Below are 20117 nucleotides of genomic sequence, written 5' to 3'. Positions count from 1 at the left end.
CTTTTAGCACCGGATCGACCGGGTGGGCAGGCGGGACGGTGCGCCGGCCTCCCCTACCGCCCCGCCGGAAACAGCAGGCTCGAATCCCCGTAGGAGTAGAACCGGTATCCGTGCTCGATCGCGTGCGCGTAGGCGGCCCGCATGGTCTCCAGGCCCGAGAAGGCCGAGACCAGCATGAACAGGGTCGAGCGCGGCAGGTGGAAGTTGGTCATGAGGGCGTCGACGGCGCGGATCGGCGTCCCGGGCGTGATGAAGATCTCCGTCGGACCCGAGAACGGGTGCAGCCGCCCCTGCGCGTCGGCGGCACTCTCGAGGAGGCGAAGGGCGGTGGTGCCCACCGCCACGATGCGCCCGCCCGCCGCTCGGGTCCGGTTGAGGGCATCGGCCGTCTCCGCCGTGAGGATGCCGATCTCCGCATGCATGCGGTGATCCTGCGTGTCGTCGGCCTTCACCGGGAGGAAGGTGCCGGCTCCCACATGCAGGGTCACGCGGTGGCGGTGGAGACCGGCGGCATCGAGATCGGCGAGGAGTGATTCCGAGAAATGCAGGCCGGCGGTGGGAGCCGCCACGGCCCCGGGCCGAGCGGCATAGACGGTCTGGTAATCCGTGGCGTCCTGGGCATCCGTCGGGCGCTTTCCGGCGATGTAGGGCGGCAGCGGCAGGCTGCCGGTGGCGGCGATGGCGGCGTCGAGGGCCGGACCCGAGAGGTCGAACCGCAGGGTGATCTCGCCGGCCTCGCCCTTCTCCTGAATGGTCGCGTCGAGGCCGCCGAGGTCGCAGGGCTCGCTCGTCCCGTGGCGGCCGAACACGACGCGATCCCCCGGCGCGAGGCGCTTCGCCGGTCGGGCGAAGGCGCGCCAGGTGTCCAGGCCGGCGCGCAGGTGCAGCATCGCCTCCATGCGCAGGCCGGGGGAGCCGGGACGATGACGGATGCCGGTGAGCCGGGCCGGGATGACCCGTGTGTCGTTGAACACCAGGGCGTCGCCCGGCCGCAGGAGGCCGGGCAGGTCGCGCACGGCCCGGTCTTCGAAGGGCTTGCCCGGCTGGACCACGAGGAGACGGCCGGCATCGCGGGGGGTCGGGGGCCGCAGGGCGATGGCCGCCTCGGGCAACTCGAAATCGAACAGATCGACGCGCATGCCGCGCCAACAGCACGGTTTGACGGGTCGGATCAATGGGCGCGACTCTCGGATCGATGAGCGGGGACTCGGGAGCCCGGGAACGTGGGAACTCGGGCGCACCGCTCCGGTTCATGCTTCACCCGTACGGATGCCGTGCGAGAAGGCAGAGCGAGCTTCCGAATGACTTGGTATGCGTTGAGACCCCGCGATCCCGCCGATCCGCGCTGGCCCCTGCCCGACAGCCCGAGCATCACCCTCAAGGCGGACGATCCGCAGGCGGCACGGGACAAGTTCACGGCGGCCTATCCGAGTCGTCCGTTCGGCACGCCGGGTTCGCCCGTGGCCGATGCGGGCGATGCGGGATTCCGCGACGACCCCGATGCGCTGCTCGTCGAGGAAGCGCCGGAGCCGCAGAGCCCGCCGCCCGCCTGAGCACGGGTCCGCTCCCAACCCCTTCTCCATTCCGGGAAGCCGCGCCATGCCCCCGTCCGCTTCAAACACCAAGCCTCCCAGGGCGAAGCCGTCCGCCGTGTCGTCGCCCCGGCGCGTGACCCTGGATTCGCAGCTGCTCACCTATTGGGAGCGCGAAGCGGTCCGCCTCGACGCCCTCGCGGCCTCCACCCGGTGGCGTTGGATCGCGCGGGGCTACGCCAGAAAGGCCGAGCGGGCGCGCGCCCAGGCGGCCCGGAGCGCCGATCGGGAGGCCGCCCGGGGCCGGATTCCTGAGGCCATGCGCGACGGCGACGAACCGGCCACCTGAAGGCAGGGGGTAAAGCGGCGGTTATAGCCGAGCCTCAATCGTTCAGTGGCGGGTTCAACCTTTGCCGTGGCCTTGGGGGCGTGCGGGCGCGTAAGGGCGGGTTCGATCGGACCCCGAACCCGACCTTGGAATGCCGTGATGGACCGCACTCAGAAGGCCGCCCTGGCGAGCGCCGCCATCGGCACCCTCGTCACCGGCGTCAAGTTCGCGGCTTTCGCCCTCACGGGCAGCCTCGCGCTCTACTCCGATGCTCTCGAGAGCATCATCAACGTGGTGGCGGCGGCCTTCGCCTTCGTCGCCCTGCGGGTGGCCGCACGCCCGGCCGACGACGATCACCCCTACGGCCACCACAAGGCCGAGTACTTCTCCGCCGTCATCGAGGGCGCGCTCATCATCGCGGCGGCGATGCTGATCCTGCGCGAGGCGTTCCACGGCATCCTCGATCCGAAGCCCCTCGACGCGCCGGTCCTCGGTCTGGCGGTGAACGGCGTCGCGACGGCGATCAACGGGGTGTGGGCGGTCTATCTCCTGGGCCGCGCCAAGGCCTGGCGCTCGCCGGCCCTGGTGGCCGATGCCCGCCACGTCATGGCCGACGTGGTGACCTCACTGGGCGTACTCGTGGGTCTCGGCCTCGTACTCCTCACGGGAGCGGCGGTTCTCGATCCCATCATCGCCGGTCTGGTCGCCCTCAACATCCTGTGGTCCGGCTGGACCATGGTGCGCGACTCGGTGAGTGGCCTCCTCGATCGTGCCGCCCCGCCCGAGATGGTGACGAAGATCCGCGAACTCATCTCGCTCCACGGCGAGGGCGCCCTGGAAGCGCACGACGTCCGGACCCGCCACGCCGGGCAGGCCACCTTCATCGATTTCCACCTCGTAGTGCCGGGCGAGATGACGGTGCGGGATTCCCACGAGATCTGCGACCGCCTGGAAGCGGCCATCGAGGGCGCCGTCGAGGGCGCCGTCGTGGTGATCCATGTGGAGCCGGGCGAGCAGGCCAAGGGGCGTGGGGTGCCGGTGGTGTGACAGTCGCATCCGGTCCTCGGTTCCCAACACTATCGGATTGCGCCGGGCGGGGCTGCCGTTTTCGACTCCGATATCTGGATGCGGGCGGCGAACCACGTGAATCCGGCCGAGATGATCAGAAGACCTGTGACGACTGTGTCAGCGAAGTGTAGCGGACCACTATCGGTTTCCTCGACGCCGATGGCGAAGGTCCACCAGGCGAGTTCCGCACTGCCGTAGAGGATCACGGCCGCGTAGAGGCAAGCAAACGCGTATCGCCAAAGGGCGACGGCCGCTCTCCGACCGAACAGGCTACCGCAAATCGTAAGTGCGACCGCTGGACCGAACAGGAGGACGAGAAGGACCAAGAGCGTCTCCATGGAAATCCTGGTAACCGCTGCTTTGACGCAACGATGGTCTTCGCGTGATAGAATGCGCCGTCCATACTGATCCAGCAGTGTGGAGTATGCGCCGAAGCCCGGTGGGCGCGCTATGGTGCTCCATCGACCTTGAGTTGTAGCGTTTCCCCGAAGATCGCCTCGAACGCTGCGCGCAGCTGCATGTCCACCTCCGGCAGGGTCACGAGATGGCCGAGATCGACGAGGCTGGTGACGCCGTGGCCGGTGATGCCGCAGGGCACGATGCCGGTGAAGTGCGCGAGATCCGGCTCCACGTTGAGGCTGATGCCGTGGAAGCTCACCCAACGCCGAACCCGGATGCCGATGGCGGCGATCTTGTCCTCGACTCCCTCGCCGTCGACCTGCCCCTTCTCGGGGCGGCGCACCCAGACGCCGACGCGGTCCTCGCGTCGCTCGCCCCGGACGTTGAAGGCCTCAAGGGTTGCGATCACCCACGCCTCCAGGGCGGCCACGTAGGCACGCAGATCCGTGCGCCGGCGGTTGAGGTCGAGCATCACGTAGGCCACCCGCTGGCCGGGACCGTGATAGGTGTATTGCCCGCCCCGGCCGGTCCGGTGAACGGGAAAACGCTCCGGATCGACGAGGTCGGCCGCCCGCGCCGAGGTGCCGGCCGTGTAGAGCGGCGGATGCTCCAGCAGCCATACGCACTCCCGGGCCTGCCCCGCCGCGATCTCGGCGGCCCTCGCTTCCATGTAGACGACGGCCTCCTCGTAGGGGACCGGCACGTCGCTGATCCGCCATTCTACGGGCGGCGAACCGGCGCGGGCGAAGAAATCCCCGGTTCGGACGCCGAGCCGTGGGGCGATTAGCGATTCGTTTACCAAGGCTTCACCATCGCGCATGGACAGTCGGTTCCGGGGCCGGTGCGGGTGCGCGCTCCCCAGGGTGAAGGAACGGGTCGCGTGGCGGTTCTCGAAGATCTCAAGGTCGACCTCAAGGTGGTTCTCGGGCGCCGGCACATGCCCTTGCACATCCTGCTGCGCATGGGGCGCGGCGCCGTCATCGAACTCGAAGCCACGGAGAGCGATATGGTAGAGATTCTGGCCAACGACCATCCGATCGCGCGGGGCCAGATCGTGGTGACGGGAAACCGCATCTCCGTCGAGGTCACCGAGCTGATCCGCAAGGCGGAGGTGGTGCGCCTGCCCGGGGTCACCATCGGCGAAGGCGCTGTTCCGGTCCTCGACGGCGTCGATTTCCTCTGAAGCCGCGATTTCCTGCAAACCCGCGATTTCTTGCAAACCCGCTTGTCGGCTCCAGATCCATCTGCTAGTTGCTGCGCCGCGCCAGACGAAACGGACGCCTCGCCCGACCGGGCCGGCTTCGCGACGATGGTGACGACGATGCGGCCATGGCGGAATTGGTAGACGCGCTAGCTTGAGGTGCTAGTCCTGCAAGGGGTGGAGGTTCGAGTCCTCTTGGCCGCACCAACATAACGATGTTGGTGCTTGAGACTTCCGAGGTGTGGCGAGGATTTATCCGCCGACCTCGGCTCTGGGAACAGGTCCGCCGCAACGGTCGGCGATGTTCCCTCGCTCGGTGACGAGCGCGAAGATCATACATTCTCCCGCGTGGCTTTGCGAAATCGGTGGGTTGTCCGAGGTCCGATTCATTCGGAGCCGGATGTGCTGGCGTCTGTCGGAGCGGAGTGGGATCGCCACCGCTCCGGGTTCGGCGCGGCTGGCGGTAACCCTGGACCTTCACGACCGTACGGCCCGGCCGGCCTCCGAGCCCCCCGAGAAACTTTCGCATGCGGGCCTGCGAGCGGCACGCCTTTGGTTTGGAGGAACGGACATGGCCGGGTTGAAGGACAAGCGAGGCTTCATCGACAAGGACCGGCTCGATCTGTCGGAGCGCAAGGCCGTCGAGTTCTGGATGAAACGATGGGGCGTCACGCAGGACCAGCTCACCACCGCGCATCGGAAGGCCGGCCGCATGGTCAAGGACATCGCCGCGGAGCTGGGCAAGAAGCGATAGGCGATCCGGTCGGCGCACGCCGAACGCGGCGGCTGGGGCGTCCCCTGCCCGCCGCCGCGTCGCCGGAACGCGACGGCTCTTCGGGAGCCCGCGCGCGAATTCGACGTTACCGCACATGACCCAGATGCCAGACGACAACCTCGACCATTATACCCTCGGCTTCCATGCGCCGCGCAAAGGTTTGCGTCGCCAGGATTGCCCCTATGCGGAGGGCACCGAGGCGCACGCGCAATGGACGGCCGGATACGATGCGGCGGTGAAGGACGGCAAAGAAGCGTGAGCGGCATTCCGGACGCCACCGAACCGCGGCCCACCGGGTCGCGTTGATCCAGCGCTTGTCTCAAGCCCCCCGACCGTGGACGCCCCATGAACGAGAACCTGAAGCCCGATCCGCATGCCCCGAGATCGGTGAACGTCACCGAGCCTTGGACGCGGGCCTATTGGGCGCGCTACTTCGAGGTCCCAGTGGAAGCCGTCGAGGACGCCGTCGCTACGGTGGGCGAGGATCCGGGCGCCGTCGCGGCCCATCTCGGCAAGTCCTGGCCGGCGCAGGATGGCGGCGGCATCGTCTGACGGCATTCCTAGACGTCCACCCCGTAGAGATCGACGGTGACGAAGCCGCGCGCTTCCATGCGCTCGGCCAAGACCCGGCGGTGGCAGCGGGCGGGGTCGCGCTCGAAGCACATCAGGCAGGTCGGACTTCGGGCGGCAAGGTCGCACAGGGCGTCGAGGGCGAGGCCGCCATCCGCAGTGTCGAGGACCTCCTCACAGTAGATCTGGCGCATGAGCGCGGGGTCGTCCGCTCGCGCGGCCTGCCGACCGGCTTTCGGGGTCCCAAGGGTCCGGGCGTGATTGTAGGATAGACCGGCCGCTTCGAGGCCGGCTTTCAGGGCGCCCTTGGAAAACCCGCGTTTGCGCGAGTTCGCCACGGCGCGGACATCGGCGAGTGTCCCGACCCCGGCATCCGTGAGGGCCAGGGTGAAGCGCTCGGGATCGAGGCCTTCGTAGCCGATGGTGAACAAAGTCTTACGCATCCGGCCTCCTCTGCAAATGCTGCGTTTCGCGCGGGACTTAGGTGTTTTCCGGCCTGTGGCCAACCGTGGAACCTGCGGCGTATGTGGCTGACCGGTCACGACTTCCCGAAAACCGCCGCATTGCCGTCAAAGCTCTGTTAACCGCGCACGGGCATCCCTTACCCGTTGTTGCGTTCGTGGAAAGTGATGGGCCGGGCATTGATGTCGCTGACGAACAGGACTGCCCCGACCGTCCGCCGTACCCGCCGTGGTGAAACGCGCCTCGGTGGCTGGGCGAGCCGGATCGCCGGAATCGCCCTTCTCGCGGGCCTCGCCGCCTGCTCCGGCACGGCGACGGACTTCTATCCGACCAAGGGCGACGTGAAGCCCCATCCCGGCGTCGCGCGCGCCAAGCAGCATCCGATCCAGGGCATCGACATTTCGAAGTGGCAGGGCCCCATCGACTGGACGTCGGTGCGGGCGGCCGGCACACAGTTCGCCTTCATCAAGGCGACGGAGGGCGGCGACCACGTCGACGAGCGGTTCCGCGCGAATTGGGACGGTGCGGCCCGGGCCGGCGTTCCGCGTGGGGCCTATCATTTCGTGTTCTGGTGCCGCTCGGCCCAGGACCAGATCGAGTGGTTCAAGAAGAACGTCCCGCAGGATCCGACCGCCCTCCCCCCGGTTCTCGACGTGGAGTGGAACGGCCATTCGCAGCTTTGCCCGAAGAAGCTGCCGAAGGCCCAGGCGCTGGGAATGATCCGCTACATGCTCGACGAGATGGAGCGCTACACCGGCAAGCGCCCGATCATCTACACGGACATCACGTTCCACAAGGACGTACTCGAGGACGAGCTGCCGGATTACCCCCACTGGGTCCGCTCCACCGCGGCCGAGCCCGAGCAGCGCTTCGCCAAGCGCAAGTGGATGCTGTGGCAGTTCACTTCCACCGGCCGGGTGCCGGGCGTGCGCGGCGACGTCGACCGCAATGCCTTCTACGGATCGACGGCCGAATGGGCCTCGTTCCTGGCCACCGATTGCGACCCGCGCGACCACCATTCCCTATCCGGACGGGGCCTCTGCGCCGGCAAGTAGAGGAGGCGAAACGACACAACGTCCGAAGGGTTCAGGCCCCGGCCTGGACCACGGTGGTGAGCACCGTGCCGTAGTGACAGGCCGTGGCGGCCAGTACGAAGGCGTGCCAGATGGCATTCTGGTACGGCAGGCTGCGCCAGACGTGGAACACCACGCCGAAGGAGTAGAGCAGTCCGCCGATGGCGAGCAGCCACAGGGCGGTGGGCTCGAGCCGCGCGATCACCGAATCGTAGGCCGCCAGTCCGCTCCAGCCGAGAAGCAGGTAGAGCCCGATGGCGGCCCGGTCGAAGCGTCCCGGCAGCGTCAGCTTGAGGGTGATGCCGATGCCGGCCACCAGCCACACGGTGGCGAGTAGGCCCCAGGCGATGGCGCCAGTGCCGACCAGGGCGACCAGCGGCGTATAGGTGCCGGCGATCATGAGATAGATCAGCGCGTGATCGGCACGGCGCAGGAGCCACTTCCGGCGACCCACCGGCCACATGTTGTAGGTCGCCGAAACGCCGAGCATCGAGACGAGGGCGGCGCCGTAGACCGCGACCGCCGCCTGATCGATGGCCGGGAGCGGCGTCAGGGCCGCGAGGATCACGATCGCGATGGCCCCGGCGAGGCCGAGGGCCACGCCGAGGAAGTGGACGATCCCGTCGGCGAGAAGCTCGCGTCGGGTGTAGTTCCAGTTCAGCCCCGCGGGGCGTCCATCCTCTGCCAGGAACATCGCTGACTCCGATCGGTCATACGAAAGCTACGCTCGGCCGTGGCGGAGCGTTCCCGGCGAAAACTACCGAGTTCGTGCTGTCCACAGGAATGGCTTCGTGCGGACACGCTTCCGGCAGCGTGTGACACGGATTCGCGCCTGCCCGGGTGTGGCTTGGCCTACCCCGGAAGCAGTCCGGAGTAGCGGCTCGCGATCACAACGGCCCAAGCGATTCCCAGCACACCCGTGAGGCCGAAGACGATGCGACGCGTCTGGCGATCGCGTGTGTGACGGCGGACAGGTCTTGCCGAAGACCGGGGCTCGATCTTCACGGTTTCGGTGCTCGAAATGGGCTCTACCAAAGGCTTACCAAGCGTCATGCAGTCGTGGTCCTCGTTCGTTGGGCGCGGAGAGAACGCGAAATGCCGAGCGTCGCCGGAGGCGTAACGCGCGTGCGTCGATCGGGTTCGCTGCATCGCAATAATGCGCGGCTTCCGAACGATGGTGTACCCTGGCGGCCGAGGGTAGCGCCCTCTCCCGAGCCGCGTGCGCGTCGACACGGAGCGCGAGAAGGCGGTGGATTGGAATCCGTCCCGCGCGCGTGAATTCCGTTCGGCGGGATCAGGTCGCGCGGTTGGTCAAGGCCTCGAAGCCGAAGGCCGGTGCCGCTTCCGGGCACATCGGCCGAGCCGTCACACCGGGGCTCAGGCGGGCGTGGACCGTCGCCATCGTCAGCACCGCCATGGCGAAGACCTGATGGCTCAGCCCGGCCCAGAGCGGAACCGCGAGAAGCAGGGTCGTGATCCCGAGGGCGGCTTGCGCCAGGACGAGGACGGCCACGCCGGTGGCGCGCCGTGCCGTGCCGCTGCCCGGCAGGGTCCGCAGCGCGTCGACGGCATGGAGAATTGCCACGGCAAGGAGGACATAGGCGATCAGGCGGTGGTCGAGTTGCACCAGGGCATGGTTGTCGACGAAATTTTCGATCCAGGGCCGGACGGCGAACAACTCGGCCAGGGGCGGCGCGAAGGCACCGTCCATCCCCGGCCAGGTGTTGTAGACGAGGCCTGCCTTCGATCCGGCGACGAGGCCGCCGAGGAAGATCTGCGCCAGCACCAGGGCCATCACGGCCACGGCGGTGCGGTTGAGCCTGGCCGGCACCGGCGCGGAGGGGGCGGCGCGCAGGCCGGCGGCGAGCCAGACGAGACCGGCGAGGATGAGGCTCGCGGTGGTGAGATGCAGGGCGAGTTTCAGCGGGGCGACCGCCGTCATGCCAGGCTCGAGGCCGGACGCGACCATGATCCAGCCGATGGCGCCCTGGAGGCCGCCGAGGAGGCCGAGGCCAAGGAGTCCGAGCCCGAGGCGCCGGCTCAGGAGCCCACGCCACCAGAACCACAGCAGGGGCAGGAAGAATGCGAGGCCAACGAAGCGTCCGAGGAACCGGTGGCCCCATTCCCAGGCGTAGATCGTCTTGAAGTCGGATAGGCCCATCCCCTGGTTGAGGATGCGGTATTGCGGAGTGCCCTTGTACTTGTCGAACTCCGCCGTCCATGCCTCTGCCGAAAGCGGCGGGACGGCGCCCGTGACCGGACGCCACTCGGTGATGGAGAGCCCGGAGCCGGTGAGGCGCGTGGCCCCACCCACGGCCACCATGCCGACCACGAGAGCCGCGAGCACGTAGAGCCAGACACGTACGACACGGTAGTCGCCCGCGCGGCGCGTGTGCTCCTGGCCGGCTGCATGTCTGGACATCATCGCGCCATCCCGTCCGCCACCCGACGATCCCTATCGGAGACCGGGGAGGTAGACGCAGGCTCGCGCGAGGGCAACGCCCGTTGAGGACGCAGCGGCCTCGTACGGAAGGCCGCTATTCGGCGGCGGCCAACTCCCGGCTGCGGTTCAGCGCCATGAGATCGAGGAAGGCCACCACGAGCCAGGGGCAGGCGATTCCGATGAAGAAGGCCATCCGTAGTGCCTCGTTCCGCGTGACGATGCCCGATGATAGGCCACTGGCGCCGCACCGCAAGCGGTCAAATACAGCGTGACGGTCGAGGCGCTGTCACGCCACGGGCGGCCTCACGCCATGGCGGCCATGGTCCACCGGAGCGCGAGGCCGACCAGCACGCCGCCTCCGAGGCAGCGCCGCCAGGGATTGACGCCGCGGGCGACCTCGTCGACGGCCCAGACGACCAGCGCCCCCAGGCCGACACCCCGCAAAACCGTCCCCGCCGGCCCAGCCGGGGCGAAAGCCCAGTCCGCTCCAGCGCAGAGGCCGAACATCACGAGCGGCGCATTCGGCCATTGGGCGACGGTGATCGCGCCGGTGCGTCGGTCGCGGAACCACCAGTCGCGCGCGCGTGCGAGGGCGCTCAGATGCGTCGCGCCCCGTCGGCCTCGCGAATGGGCTCGCAGATCTTCGGGCTCAGCTTGTCGAGATGCTCGCAGGCAGTGCGCAGGTACCAGGTCCGCATGTCGGGTTGCGAGGGTGCTACGTACATCCCGACGAGGATGAACGCGATGGCGCCGACGATGACGAGGGTGAGTAGGCTACGCATGGAGTCGCTCCGGGGGATCGGGCCGTGGGCCTGCCGATAAAGGGGCTCGCCGATGCCCCGGCCCACGCCCTTCGCTGCTCGTGGACACAGGAACCTCTCAACGCGCGAGGGCGCAAAAAGAAGCAGCCCGCCGCCGCTTGGGCGAACAGGCTGTTTGAAAGGCTTGGGAGGAAGCGAGGCTGTTGAGACCCTGACTTACAACCCGCGCTAGGGTTGGCCAGTTCCTCGCGAGCCGGCAAAAATAACACCGGGTTCAGGAGGCCTCGAACAGGGGCACGATGCGCATCCCCGGGACGAGGACGAGGCCCTTGTCGGTGATGCGGATCTCGGGAATCACCGAGAGCGGGATCAGGTTGAACCCCATATAGGGAATGGTGCACCCGGCGCGCGTCCAGGCGTCCTTCAGGACACGGACTTCCCCGGCCACCGCCGTGACCCGCTTGTCGGAGAGGAGACCGGCGACCGGCAGGGGCACCAGGGCGACGACGGCTCCGTCCTCCACGACGCAGACCCCGCCCTGGATGGTGCCGATGGCGTCGAGGGCCACGCGCATGTCGGCCTCGTTCAGGCCGGCGACGATCACGTTGTGCGAATCGTGGCCGACGCTGCTCGCCACCGCGCCGCGTTTCAGCCCGAACGCCCGCAGAAGCCCGTGCGCGACGGTGCCGGAGCGGCCGTGACGTTCGATCACCGTGACGAAGGTGAGGTCGTTGGCGGCCAGCGTCGTCGGCCAGTCAGCGCTGGGGGTGAGGTCGAACACCTCGTGGGTGAGTTCGATGCCCGGAAGCGTGGTGCGGATGGCGTTGACCCGCACCGGACCCGCCGGCAATGCCGGAACCAGGCCCGGCAGCGGATCGGGCAGGTGCACCGTCGCGTAGGCCGGGGCCGGGTAGCGGTAGGGCTGCGACAGGGCGGCGTCGAGGAGCGGGGTGATCGACCGGTCCTTCACCACGCATTCCCCGCCATACCAGGTCGATTGCGGCACGAGATCGTCGTCGAGGAGGACGAGATCGGCGCGTCGTCCGCCGCCGAACCCGCCGATCTCTCCGTCGAGGCCGTAGCGCGTCGCCGGGTGGAGCGACCCCATGGCCCAGGCCTGGGCCTTCGGGATGCCGAGGCGCACGGCCTCGCGCACCACCCAGTCGAGACCGAAGGCGAGCAGGTCCTGCGCGTCGCGGTCGTCGGTGCAGACGCAGACGCGCTTGGCCGAAGCGCCGTAATCCAGCACCGTGCCGATGGCCTTCGGAAGGCTGTGCCACGGCGTCGTCGGTGGCCCGCCGCGCAGGTAGATCCAGATTCCGGCTTCCAGGAGGTCATCGGCGATATCCCGGTCGATGGCCTCGTGGGTGTCGGTGACGCCGCTGGCCGCGTAGGCGGACACGAAGCCGCGCCCGTAGATGTGTCCGGAGACCGGACGACCACGCTCCAGCGATGCCGCGATGATGGCGTGCGCGCGCGGATCGCCCTCGCAAACGGCGACGAAATCCATCTTCTCCCCGAGGCCGATGGCTTCCGGCCACTGGTCGAACAGGGCCGCGATCTTGGCCGCCGTCAGGTCGCCGCCGGCGGTTTCCAGATCGGGTGAGGTCGCCGGCACGGTGCTGGGCACCGTGAGATAGATGTTGAGCGGTGCCTGACGGGCATCCTCCAGCATCCATTCGACGCCGTTCACATCGAGCACGTTGCCGATCTCGTGGCTGTCGCACACGATGGTGGTGGTGCCGTTGAGGAGCGCGGCCTCCGCATAGGCACAGGCCGTCACCATGCTGCTCTCGATGTGCAGGTGCGGATCGACGAGGCCCGGCGCCAGAAGGCCCCCGCCGAGGTCGATACGCTCGGCCGGGCCCCGATAGGTTCCCGCCGGCATGACGGCGGCGATGCGGCCGCCGCCGATCCAGACCTCACGGTCGGGCAGGATGCGGTCCGAATAGGTGGAGAGCAGGCGAGCCCCGGTGAGGACGCGATCCGGCTCGGCCCGCCCCGAGGCCACGGCCGCGAGTTGCCGCGTCATGCTGGCGAGGGGCGCGACGGAAAAGCGCGTCAGGTTTGGTTTCTCGGTCATGCCGGCTCCCTGGGCATCCGCGGCTGTCGCTCACGCGATCCTGCCGAGGGGCACGGCCCGTGCCAAGATCCCGCAGGGAGTCGGCACGGCCGGCCCCGAAACGGGTTGCCAACCGCCCGTCGCGATCCCATCTAAGGCCCATGCCGGTCGCGACCCACGTCGCTCGACCGGAGACGGCCACGATGACGGTTTGGGGTGACGCCGGATGTACGCGCACCTCGGGCCTCTCCGTGGCCGTTGGCTTTTGCCCTATCCCTTTGTTCCAGCGTCCGAGCATCGTCCCGTCATGGCCAAACGCACGAAGTCGAAACCGCAGGAGCGTGGCTCCGTCCTGTTCGATGTCCTCTACGAGGACGAGTCCCGCGCCTCGAACCGGCGCGTCCCCATGGAAATCCTCGGCGGCCTCGACGGCGATGCCCCGGCGCGGGAGATCATCGAGGAGCAGGACCGGGTCATCGCCGAGAAGTCGGGCCGGCCGCTGAAGCCGATCCGGAGCCTGACCCGTTCGCCGATCCGCGTGCCGAGCGCCGTGACGGGCGACTGAAGAGACCAAGGCTCCCGGGGCGGCCGGTCCGAAGGAACGGCCGCCCGCGCCTGGGTTCGCCTCAGGACCGGGTTCGCCTCAGGACCGGGTTCGCCTCAGGACCGGGTTCGCCTCAGGACCGGGTTCGCCTCAGGACCGGGTTCGCCTCAGGACGAGGCCTTCTTCAGGAACTGTGTCTTCAGAACCAAGCCTTTGACCTTCTCGGCGTTGCACTCGATCTCCTCGGGATCGCCGGTCAGGCGGATGTTCTTGATCAGGGTCCCGCGCTTCAGGGTCGTCGAGGTTCCCTTCACCTTGAGGTCCTTGATCAGGGTCACCGCATCGCCGTCCGCGAGCTTGGTGCCGTTCGAATCCTTGGTCTCGTCCATGATCGTGTCGCGCCGTTAGGCCATCGGCGGGGTGTAGGGCTGTCCCGCATCGGTCAGGGCCCGGTCGACCGCCTCGATGGCGAGGAGGATGCGCATCAGGTCTTCGGCGGCCGAAGCGGCGGCGAGTTCGCTGGCGCCGATGCGCTTCGACAGGGCGCTGCGCTGCCGGGCCAGACTGGCACGTGCCCGGTTCAGGTCGGTGATGTCCTCGGGCGTCATGGTCTCGTCTCCCCGTTCTGTGGTCGGGCGGGGCCGAACCGGCCGATGGACCGTCTCGGCCCCGCACGCAGTGTTGCGAGCGATGCCGCCTTTGGCCCCCCGACGCAACGTCGGAAATCACGGCGCCCTTCGGAGCGGCCGATCTCAGAACAGCGAGCCCTGCGCATCCTCGTCGCTGGAGCGCGGCCGATCCTTCGCCGGTATGCCGGGGGCCTCGGGTGCAACGCTCGGCTGCTCCAGCGGCACGACGAGGTCCGGCTCATCGTTGCGGGCGTCGTTCACGCGCGGGCTCACGGGATCGAGGGTCAGCCAGTCGTCCGGGCACGGCCGGCACAGGGCGGCGGCCGAAGCAGGCTCGACGCCGCGCGTGTCGAGCCAGGGCTCGACCTGATCGCGAGACAGGATCGCCGGCATGCGGTCATGGACCGCCGCCATGAGCCCGTTGGCCCCCGTGGTGACGATGGCTGCCGTATCGATCTCCGAGCCGTCGGCCCCGAGCCAGTTCTCCCACAGACCGGCGAGCGCCATCGGCGCCCCGTCGGCCCGGCGGATCATGAACGGCGTCCTCGTCGCCGTCTTGCCCGTGCCTTCGCGGCGCCACTCGTAGAACCCGTCGGCGAGGAAGACGCAGCGGCGGTGGCGCAGGGCCCCACGAAACGTCGGCTTCTCGGTCATCGTCTCCACACGTGCGTTGATGACGAGGGGAAAGTCCTTCGGATCCTTGAGCCAGCTCGGCCACAGGCCCCAGCGCACGAGCCGGAAATGCCGGCTCCCGTTCTCGACGTGCACGATCGGCACCGGCTGGGTCGGGGCGATGTTGTAACGCGCCGGAAAGTTCGGTTGCTCGGCATAGCCGTAGAACCGCCGGTAGAGTTCTGGCGACTGGAGAGCGAAGTAGCGTCCACACATGACGGGACGATCGGAAATCCAGTCCGGTTCGGCAAGGGGCGGCGAAGGTCGAGATCGACGGGCACGGTCACCGGAGGTGCGGGGTGCGCCTCCGGTGATTCACGGTCAGGCCGCGCGCACGCTGGAAAGGAAGCGTTCGACTTCCGCGCCGAGATGCTCCGACTGGCGCGAGAGGTCGGACGCGGAGGCCAGCACCTGGCTTGCCGCCGCACCCGTCTCCTCGGCGGCGGCCGCTACGCCCGCGATGTTCGCCGTGACCTCTCCGGTGCCGGTCGCGGCTTGCGCCACGTTGCGCACGATCTCCTGGGTCGCCGCGCCCTGCTCCTCGACAGCCGCCGCGATTGAGGTCGCGACCGTGCTGATCTCGCCGATGCGTCCGCGGATCGCCTCGATGGCCCGCACGCTCTCGCCCGTGGCGCCCTGGATCCGGGCGATCTGCGTGCCGATCTCGTCGGTGGCACGGGCGGTCTGGCCCGCGAGTTCCTTCACTTCCGTGGCCACCACGGCGAAACCCCGGCCCGCCTCGCCGGCCCGCGCTGCCTCGATGGTGGCGTTGAGCGCCAGAAGGTTCGTCTGCGAGGCGATGTCGGCGATGAGCTTGACCACGTCGCCGATGCGCGCCGTCGCGCCGCTGAGTTCCTGAACCAGGGCGGCGGTGGCACCCGCCTCGCGCACGGCCACTCCGGCGAGTTCGGCCGAACCCTGCACCTGGCGGCCGATCTCCTGAACGGACGAACCGAGTTCCTCGGCGGCCGCCGCGACCGTCTCGACGTTGGACGCGGCCTCCTCGGCGGCGGCAGCCACGGAGACCGACTGGCTCGCGGTTTCGGTGGCGGTGCCGCTCATGGCCTGCGCGGTCGCCTGCAGGTCGGCGGCGGACCGACCGACGGAGGCCACAACGCCGACGACGGCGCGCTCGAACGCCTCGGCCATTTCCTGCATGGCTCGTCGGCGCTGGGCCTCGGCGCCCGCGCGGGCCTGGGCGGTTTCGTCTTCCAGGCGTTTCATTCGAATGAGCCCGTCCTTGAAGATCTGAACGGAGTCGGCGATGCGGCCGATCTCGGTGCCGGTGCCCTGGTGAGGGATCGTCACCGCGAGGTCGCCCTTCGTCAGGCCGGTCATCGGCCGAACCACGGCGTCGATGCCATGGGTGACGCTGCGGACGATCAGGATCGCGAGAACGAGGGCGAGGGCAACCGCGAGGGTGAGGGCCGTCAACGCGATGGTCTTCGTCCGTGCCGTGAGGGCGTTGCCTTCCTCATGCGCCTTGAGGGCACCGGCATCGTTGATCTCGATGAGCTTCTCCAGGGCCGTCGAGGCCCGCCGACGCGGCTCGACCGCTTCGGACAGGTAGAGGTTGTAGCCGTCGCTGCCGTTCCGCGCCGCCGCGGCGATCCGGTCGGCGACGGCGAGAAAGCCGTTCACCTCCTTGCGAAAGGTTTCGAACTGCGCGCGCTCGGTCTCGGAACTGATCAGCCGCTCGTAGGCCTTCGTGAGGGCGGTGATCTGCTCGCGCCGTTTGCCCATGTCGGCGTCGATCTTCGCCCGGTCGGCCGCATCGGTCGTCTGCGTGGTGCGCAGCAGGCTGGTGGTGTAGCGCGCGAGCGCCGTGTCGATGCGTCCACTCGTCTGGATGCTCGGGAGCCAGTTGGTCTGAACATCGGTGAGTAGAGCATCGACCCGAGACAACCCCGTCACTCCGAGCCAGCCGATCCCGAGGATGAATGCCGTGATGATCGAGAAACTGGCAATCAGCTTCGCCCGGATAGTTACTTTCTGCAGTGCCATCGACCCGCTCCGAAAACGTGCGACCGGCCACCGGAGCACGCTGAATTCCGGCATGATGCCGCGACATCCTTAACGGGTTGGTTCGAATACGCAGCTACAACCAGCGCTTCCAGCGGAAGAACACGTAAGGTAGCACGGCGGCGACCACCATCATCACCACCGCCATCGGGTAGCCGAGACCCCAGTCGAGTTCCGGCATTGCCTTGAAGTTCATGCCGTAGATCGAGGCGATGAGGGTCGGGGGCATGAACACCACCGCCATCACCGAGAACAGCTTGATGATGTTGTTCTGCTCGAGGTTCACGAGGCCGAGGGTCGCGTCGAGGAGGAACTGGATCTTCGAGGACAGGAAGGTGGCGTGCTCCTCGAGGGACTGGAGATCGCGCAGGGTCGAGCGCACGTCCTCGCGCAGCTCGCGCGGGGCCTTGGCGGTGCGGTAGGTCGCCGAGAGCGAGAGCAGGATGCGCTCCATGGAAACGAGGCTCTCGCGCTGTTTCGAGATCAGGTCGCCGTGGCGCCCGAGTGCCCGCAGCGTGTCCTGCAGGGCGGTGTTGCGGGCGGACGGGTCGGCCTTCTCCTCGAAGATCTTGCCCGACAGGCGGTCGATGCGCTCGCCTTGGAGCTGGAGCACGTCCGCCGCCCGGTCGATCACCGTCTCGATGAGGCCGGCGAGGATGGTCTCGCCGGACGGGATGGCGGAGGGCCCGTTGCCCGTCGAGCGCCCGGCGCGCTGGGTGTACATCCGGAACGCCTGCGGCTCCTCGTAGCGCACGGTGACGAGGCGGTTGCCGCGCAGGATGAAGGTGATGCCGGCCAGCCCCGGCTCGTCGCCGTCGCTGACCTTGCTCAGCACCCGGCCGGTCATGTAGCGCGCCCCGTCCTCGACGTAGAGGAGCTCGGAGGGCTCGATGTCCTTCATCTCCTCGCGGGTCGGCACCGAGATGCCCATGAAGGCCTCGACCTTCAGATCCTCCTCCCGGGTCGGGCGGATCATGTCGAGCCACACGGTGTCGTCGGGGATCGGGTCCTGCAATTCGAGGGAGGTGCGCTCGAGCAGGGTCTGCCCGGCGCCGGCGACCGGCTGGTGGATGAAGATCACGGGTTACGTCTCAGGCGAGGGCCCCGGGAGGCGGTGAACTCGCATCCGGTACGAAGAAGTCCGGAGCAAGGGGGACGTCGGGTGTGACGCGGTATTTTGTAAAGTCCGTGACACCCTGCTCCGCCAGGAACGTGTCGTCGATAAGAAAGCGCCCGGTGGTCTCCTGGGCCGGCAGGCCGAACAGGGCGTGGGCCGCGTCCGCGATGATCTCGGGCGTGCGGCTCGCCTGCATCAGGGCTTCGCCGCCGAGAAGGTTCCTCACCGCCGCCGTCGCGATGGTGGTGCGCGGCCACAGGGCGTTCACCGCGATGCCCTGACGGCGCAGTTCGCCCGCCAACCCAAGGACGCAGAGCGACATGCCGAACTTCGCCATGGTGTAGGCGAGGTGCGGCGCGAACCATTTCTCCGCCATGTCGAGGGGCGGCGACAGCATCAGGATATGAGGGTTCTCGGACTTTTCGAGATGCGGGATCGCATACTTGGACACCATGTAGGTCCCACGCGTGTTGATCCCGTGCATGAGGTCGAAGCGCTTCATCTCCGTCTCGGGCGTACGGGTCAGCGAAATGGCGCTGGCGTTGTTCACGACGATGTCGATCCCCCCGAAGGTGTTCGCCGTGGTGGCGATGGCGGCGGCGACGCCGTCCTCGTCGCGCACGTCCACGATCAGCGGCAGGGCCCGCCCCCCCGCAGCCTCGATGGCGGCGGCGGCCGTGTGGATGGTGCCCTCCAGCTTCGGATGGGCCACGTCGGTCTTGGCCGCGATGGCGACGTTGGCGCCGTCCCGCGCCGCCCGCAGGCCGATGGCGAGCCCGATGCCGCGCGAGGCGCCGGTGATGAACAGGGTCTTGCCCTTCAGTGATCCGCTGCTGGGTCCCGTCATGGCGTCCTCTCAGGGTCCGATGTGGAAGCGCGCCGGGCGCGTGCCGTCGGCATCGGTGAAGCCGTACCGGGCGGCGAGGTCGCCCGCATGCAGGATGCGCCCGGCCTGCGCGGCGACGTCCGGGTCGGCGGCGAGCGCCGCCAGCGCGCGGCCAGCATAGAGCGGGCTCTCCGTGGCCATGTCGGCGTGCCCGACATCGATCACCCGTTCGGTGCGGACGAAGCCCGGCGACAGGCCGAGGGCCGTGACACCGTGCGGCGCCAGTTCCTGCGCGCAGGCGAAGGCGAGGCGGTTGGTGGTCGCCTTGGCCAGATCGTAGAACACGTCGCCGAGGTAGCCGGGCCCAGTGTCGAACGACACGATGGCGACGAGGCCGGCTTTCGCCGCGACCATGGCGGGCGCCACCGCGCGGGCGAGCAGCAGTGCCGGATAGGGTCCGCTGCCGAAGAACTCCGAGAATGGCTCGGCCGAGCGGCGCCAGAACGGGGTGCCCCAGGCGGCCCCGTCGGGATAGCGCTCGCCGTCATAGCCCTCGGCCCCGCCCCAGACGCTGGAGACGGCCACATCGATCCGGCCGAAGCGGCGCAAGGCCCAGTGGACCAGGGTGTCGACGGCCCGCTCACTGGTGTGGTCGCAGAGGTAGTGGTGGCCGGTGCCGCCGGCGGCGTCGACCATTCGGGCTGTGTCCTCCACGGTCTCGGGCCGTCCGTCCGTGCGCGGGCCGGTCTCGCTGGAGCGGCCGGTGACGATCACCGTGGCGCCGGCCTCGCCGAGTGCCTGGGCGATGCCGCGCCCGACGCCCCGCGATGCCCCGGCGACGAGGCAGACCTTGGCGCGAAGATCGGGCGCCGGGCTCACGCCTTGCGCGACCGGTTGAGGAAGGCCGCGAAGGCGCCTTGAGCCTCCGGCGAGCGCAGGCGAGCCTCGAAGGCCACAGCCTCCGTCTCCACCGCCGCCTCCAGGGCGGCCTGATCCCCCCGGATCAGGGCGCGCGTCGCCTGCAGCGGTCCCCCCGGCAGGGCGGCGAGGCGGGCGGCCTTGGCGAGCGCGTGGTCGAGGAGCAGGTCGGCCGGAACGACGGCGTTGGCGAGCCCGAGACGCACGGCCTCGTCGGCATCGTAGGCTTCCGAGAACAGCAGGATTTCGGTGGTGCGCTGCAGGCCGATCCGGCGTGGGAGCAGGTAGCTCGATCCCGCCTCCGGTACGAGGCCGAGTTCCACGAACGGCATGCGGAAGCGCGCCGCCGGGCTGGCGTAGACGAGGTCGCAATGCAGGGTGAGCGTCGCGCCGATGCCGACCGCCACCCCATCGACGGCCGCCACCATGGGCGTCCGGGTCCGGGCGAGCTGCCGGATGAAGTGCAGGGCCGGCGAATCCTCGAACGGGTGCCGCGAGGCCTCGACGAAGTCGGACAGGTCGTTGCCGGCGCTGAACGCTCCGGGCGAGCCGGAAAACACCACGGCGCCGATGGCCTCCGACGCGTCGGCCTCCGCCAGGGCCTCGCGCAGGGTGTCGTACATGGCGCTCGTCAGGGCGTTGAGCTTATCGGGCCGGTCCAGGCGGATGAGGCGGACGCCGCCGGTGTCTTCGATGACGACGTGCTCGGTCATGG

Annotated in this window: 26 protein-coding genes and 1 tRNA gene; 10 read left to right on the top strand and 17 right to left on the bottom strand. The window is 68.8% G+C overall.

Annotated features, from left to right (window positions below; genetic code table 11):
• Positions 1–53: 53 nt before the first annotated feature.
• Positions 54–1139 carry a tRNA preQ1(34) S-adenosylmethionine ribosyltransferase-isomerase QueA gene (gene queA, locus ASG60_RS12120; protein ID WP_056385772.1) on the bottom strand — a complete coding sequence of 362 codons (1086 nt, stop codon included), beginning with the start codon at positions 1137–1139 and terminating at the stop codon, positions 54–56.
• Positions 1140–1301: 162 nt separating this feature from the next.
• Between queA and ASG60_RS12115 the strand changes: the two genes are divergently transcribed.
• From ASG60_RS12115 to ASG60_RS12105, 3 genes are all read left to right on the top strand, one after another.
• On the top strand, positions 1302–1553 hold the full coding sequence (locus tag ASG60_RS12115) for a hypothetical protein (RefSeq protein ID WP_056173512.1): 252 nt from the start codon (positions 1302–1304) through the stop codon (positions 1551–1553).
• Positions 1554–1650: 97 nt separating this feature from the next.
• Positions 1651–1881: a hypothetical protein gene (locus ASG60_RS12110; RefSeq protein WP_056385769.1), complete on the top strand. Its 231-nt coding sequence runs from the start codon at positions 1651–1653 to the stop codon at positions 1879–1881.
• A 138-nt stretch (positions 1882–2019) separates the two neighbouring features.
• Positions 2020–2907: a cation diffusion facilitator family transporter gene (locus ASG60_RS12105; protein WP_056173505.1), complete on the top strand. Its 888-nt coding sequence runs from the start codon at positions 2020–2022 to the stop codon at positions 2905–2907.
• 29 nt (positions 2908–2936) lie between these two features.
• On the opposite strand, the gene ASG60_RS12100 is transcribed toward ASG60_RS12105, so the two are convergent.
• Both ASG60_RS12100 and lipB read right to left on the bottom strand, forming a co-directional pair.
• Positions 2937–3266 (bottom strand): hypothetical protein, encoded by a 330-nt coding sequence (locus ASG60_RS12100; RefSeq protein ID WP_056385767.1) that lies wholly within the window; start codon positions 3264–3266, stop codon positions 2937–2939.
• A 110-nt stretch (positions 3267–3376) separates the two neighbouring features.
• Positions 3377–4129, bottom strand: a complete 753-nt coding sequence (gene lipB, locus ASG60_RS12095) for a lipoyl(octanoyl) transferase LipB (RefSeq protein ID WP_244476649.1) — start codon at positions 4127–4129, stop codon at positions 3377–3379.
• 78 nt (positions 4130–4207) lie between these two features.
• Between lipB and ASG60_RS12090 the strand changes: the two genes are divergently transcribed.
• The 5 genes from ASG60_RS12090 (at position 4208) to ASG60_RS12070 (ending at position 5855) form a co-directional block, all read left to right on the top strand.
• Positions 4208–4510 carry a FliM/FliN family flagellar motor switch protein gene (locus ASG60_RS12090; RefSeq protein ID WP_056173501.1) on the top strand — a complete coding sequence of 101 codons (303 nt, stop codon included), beginning with the start codon at positions 4208–4210 and terminating at the stop codon, positions 4508–4510.
• Positions 4511–4650: 140 nt separating this feature from the next.
• Positions 4651–4735 (top strand) — tRNA-Leu (locus tag ASG60_RS12085).
• A gap of 364 nt (positions 4736–5099) precedes the next feature.
• Entirely contained in the window at positions 5100–5282 is a 183-nt protein-coding gene (locus ASG60_RS12080; protein WP_056095126.1) for a DUF3606 domain-containing protein, read from the top strand.
• 115 nt (positions 5283–5397) lie between these two features.
• The gene (locus tag ASG60_RS12075; protein WP_056262172.1) at positions 5398–5562 is read left to right on the top strand and encodes a hypothetical protein; all 165 of its coding nucleotides are present in this window, start codon (positions 5398–5400) and stop codon (positions 5560–5562) included.
• A gap of 86 nt (positions 5563–5648) precedes the next feature.
• The gene (locus tag ASG60_RS12070) at positions 5649–5855 is read left to right on the top strand and encodes a DUF3606 domain-containing protein (protein WP_056173496.1); all 207 of its coding nucleotides are present in this window, start codon (positions 5649–5651) and stop codon (positions 5853–5855) included.
• An 8-nt stretch (positions 5856–5863) separates the two neighbouring features.
• Here ASG60_RS12070 and ASG60_RS12065 read toward each other — a convergent pair whose 3' ends face one another.
• Positions 5864–6316, bottom strand: a complete 453-nt coding sequence (locus ASG60_RS12065) for a DUF488 domain-containing protein (RefSeq protein WP_056173493.1) — start codon at positions 6314–6316, stop codon at positions 5864–5866.
• Positions 6317–6517: 201 nt separating this feature from the next.
• Here ASG60_RS12065 and ASG60_RS12060 point away from each other — a divergent pair, with 201 nt between their 5' ends.
• Positions 6518–7390 carry a GH25 family lysozyme gene (locus ASG60_RS12060; protein ID WP_082479241.1) on the top strand — a complete coding sequence of 291 codons (873 nt, stop codon included), beginning with the start codon at positions 6518–6520 and terminating at the stop codon, positions 7388–7390.
• Between the two features lie 31 nt (positions 7391–7421).
• Here ASG60_RS12060 and ASG60_RS12055 read toward each other — a convergent pair whose 3' ends face one another.
• The 5 genes from ASG60_RS12055 to ASG60_RS12035 form a co-directional block, all read right to left on the bottom strand.
• A complete protein-coding gene (locus ASG60_RS12055) occupies positions 7422–8102 on the bottom strand; it encodes a hemolysin III family protein (RefSeq protein WP_056385765.1) in 681 nt (226 codons plus the stop codon).
• 600 nt (positions 8103–8702) lie between these two features.
• The gene (locus tag ASG60_RS12050) at positions 8703–9830 is read right to left on the bottom strand and encodes a COX15/CtaA family protein (RefSeq protein ID WP_056386077.1); all 1128 of its coding nucleotides are present in this window, start codon (positions 9828–9830) and stop codon (positions 8703–8705) included.
• 324 nt (positions 9831–10154) lie between these two features.
• Complete coding sequence (locus tag ASG60_RS12045) at positions 10155–10358, bottom strand: hypothetical protein (RefSeq protein ID WP_347379640.1); 204 nt, start codon at positions 10356–10358, stop codon at positions 10155–10157.
• A gap of 89 nt (positions 10359–10447) precedes the next feature.
• Positions 10448–10633 (bottom strand): hypothetical protein, encoded by a 186-nt coding sequence (locus tag ASG60_RS12040; RefSeq protein WP_056386075.1) that lies wholly within the window; start codon positions 10631–10633, stop codon positions 10448–10450.
• Between the two features lie 253 nt (positions 10634–10886).
• Positions 10887–12695, bottom strand: coding sequence for an adenine deaminase C-terminal domain-containing protein (locus ASG60_RS12035; RefSeq protein WP_056385763.1), 1809 nt, complete (start codon positions 12693–12695; stop codon positions 10887–10889).
• 286 nt (positions 12696–12981) lie between these two features.
• On the opposite strand from ASG60_RS12035, the gene ASG60_RS12030 reads away from it, so the two are divergent.
• Positions 12982–13239, top strand: coding sequence for a hypothetical protein (locus ASG60_RS12030; RefSeq protein ID WP_056173479.1), 258 nt, complete (start codon positions 12982–12984; stop codon positions 13237–13239).
• Positions 13240–13385: 146 nt separating this feature from the next.
• On the opposite strand, the gene ASG60_RS12025 is transcribed toward ASG60_RS12030, so the two are convergent.
• From ASG60_RS12025 to ASG60_RS11990, 8 genes are all read right to left on the bottom strand, one after another.
• The gene (locus ASG60_RS12025; protein WP_056173476.1) at positions 13386–13607 is read right to left on the bottom strand and encodes an alkylphosphonate utilization protein; all 222 of its coding nucleotides are present in this window, start codon (positions 13605–13607) and stop codon (positions 13386–13388) included.
• Between the two features lie 15 nt (positions 13608–13622).
• Positions 13623–13826 carry a hypothetical protein gene (locus ASG60_RS12020; RefSeq protein WP_056385761.1) on the bottom strand — a complete coding sequence of 68 codons (204 nt, stop codon included), beginning with the start codon at positions 13824–13826 and terminating at the stop codon, positions 13623–13625.
• Positions 13827–13970: 144 nt separating this feature from the next.
• Positions 13971–14735: an SOS response-associated peptidase gene (locus ASG60_RS12015; protein ID WP_056385759.1), complete on the bottom strand. Its 765-nt coding sequence runs from the start codon at positions 14733–14735 to the stop codon at positions 13971–13973.
• A gap of 105 nt (positions 14736–14840) precedes the next feature.
• Positions 14841–16523 (bottom strand): MCP four helix bundle domain-containing protein, encoded by a 1683-nt coding sequence (locus tag ASG60_RS12010; RefSeq protein WP_056386073.1) that lies wholly within the window; start codon positions 16521–16523, stop codon positions 14841–14843.
• 94 nt (positions 16524–16617) lie between these two features.
• Complete coding sequence (locus ASG60_RS12005; RefSeq protein WP_056173463.1) at positions 16618–17622, bottom strand: magnesium transporter CorA family protein; 1005 nt, start codon at positions 17620–17622, stop codon at positions 16618–16620.
• Between the two features lie 10 nt (positions 17623–17632).
• Positions 17633–18505: an NAD(P)-dependent oxidoreductase gene (locus ASG60_RS12000; RefSeq protein WP_056385757.1), complete on the bottom strand. Its 873-nt coding sequence runs from the start codon at positions 18503–18505 to the stop codon at positions 17633–17635.
• 9 nt (positions 18506–18514) lie between these two features.
• Entirely contained in the window at positions 18515–19363 is an 849-nt protein-coding gene (locus tag ASG60_RS11995; RefSeq protein ID WP_056262199.1) for an SDR family NAD(P)-dependent oxidoreductase, read from the bottom strand.
• Positions 19360–20115, bottom strand: coding sequence for an enoyl-CoA hydratase-related protein (locus tag ASG60_RS11990; protein ID WP_056385754.1), 756 nt, complete (start codon positions 20113–20115; stop codon positions 19360–19362). The genes ASG60_RS11995 and ASG60_RS11990 overlap by 4 nt, the downstream gene beginning before the upstream one ends.
• Positions 20116–20117: the final 2 nt, after the last annotated feature.

Source organism: Methylobacterium sp. Leaf469, from assembly GCF_001424745.1.
In the GTDB taxonomy this organism is placed as follows: domain Bacteria; phylum Pseudomonadota; class Alphaproteobacteria; order Rhizobiales; family Beijerinckiaceae; genus Methylobacterium.
This window is presented reverse-complemented; position numbering and strand designations above follow the sequence as displayed.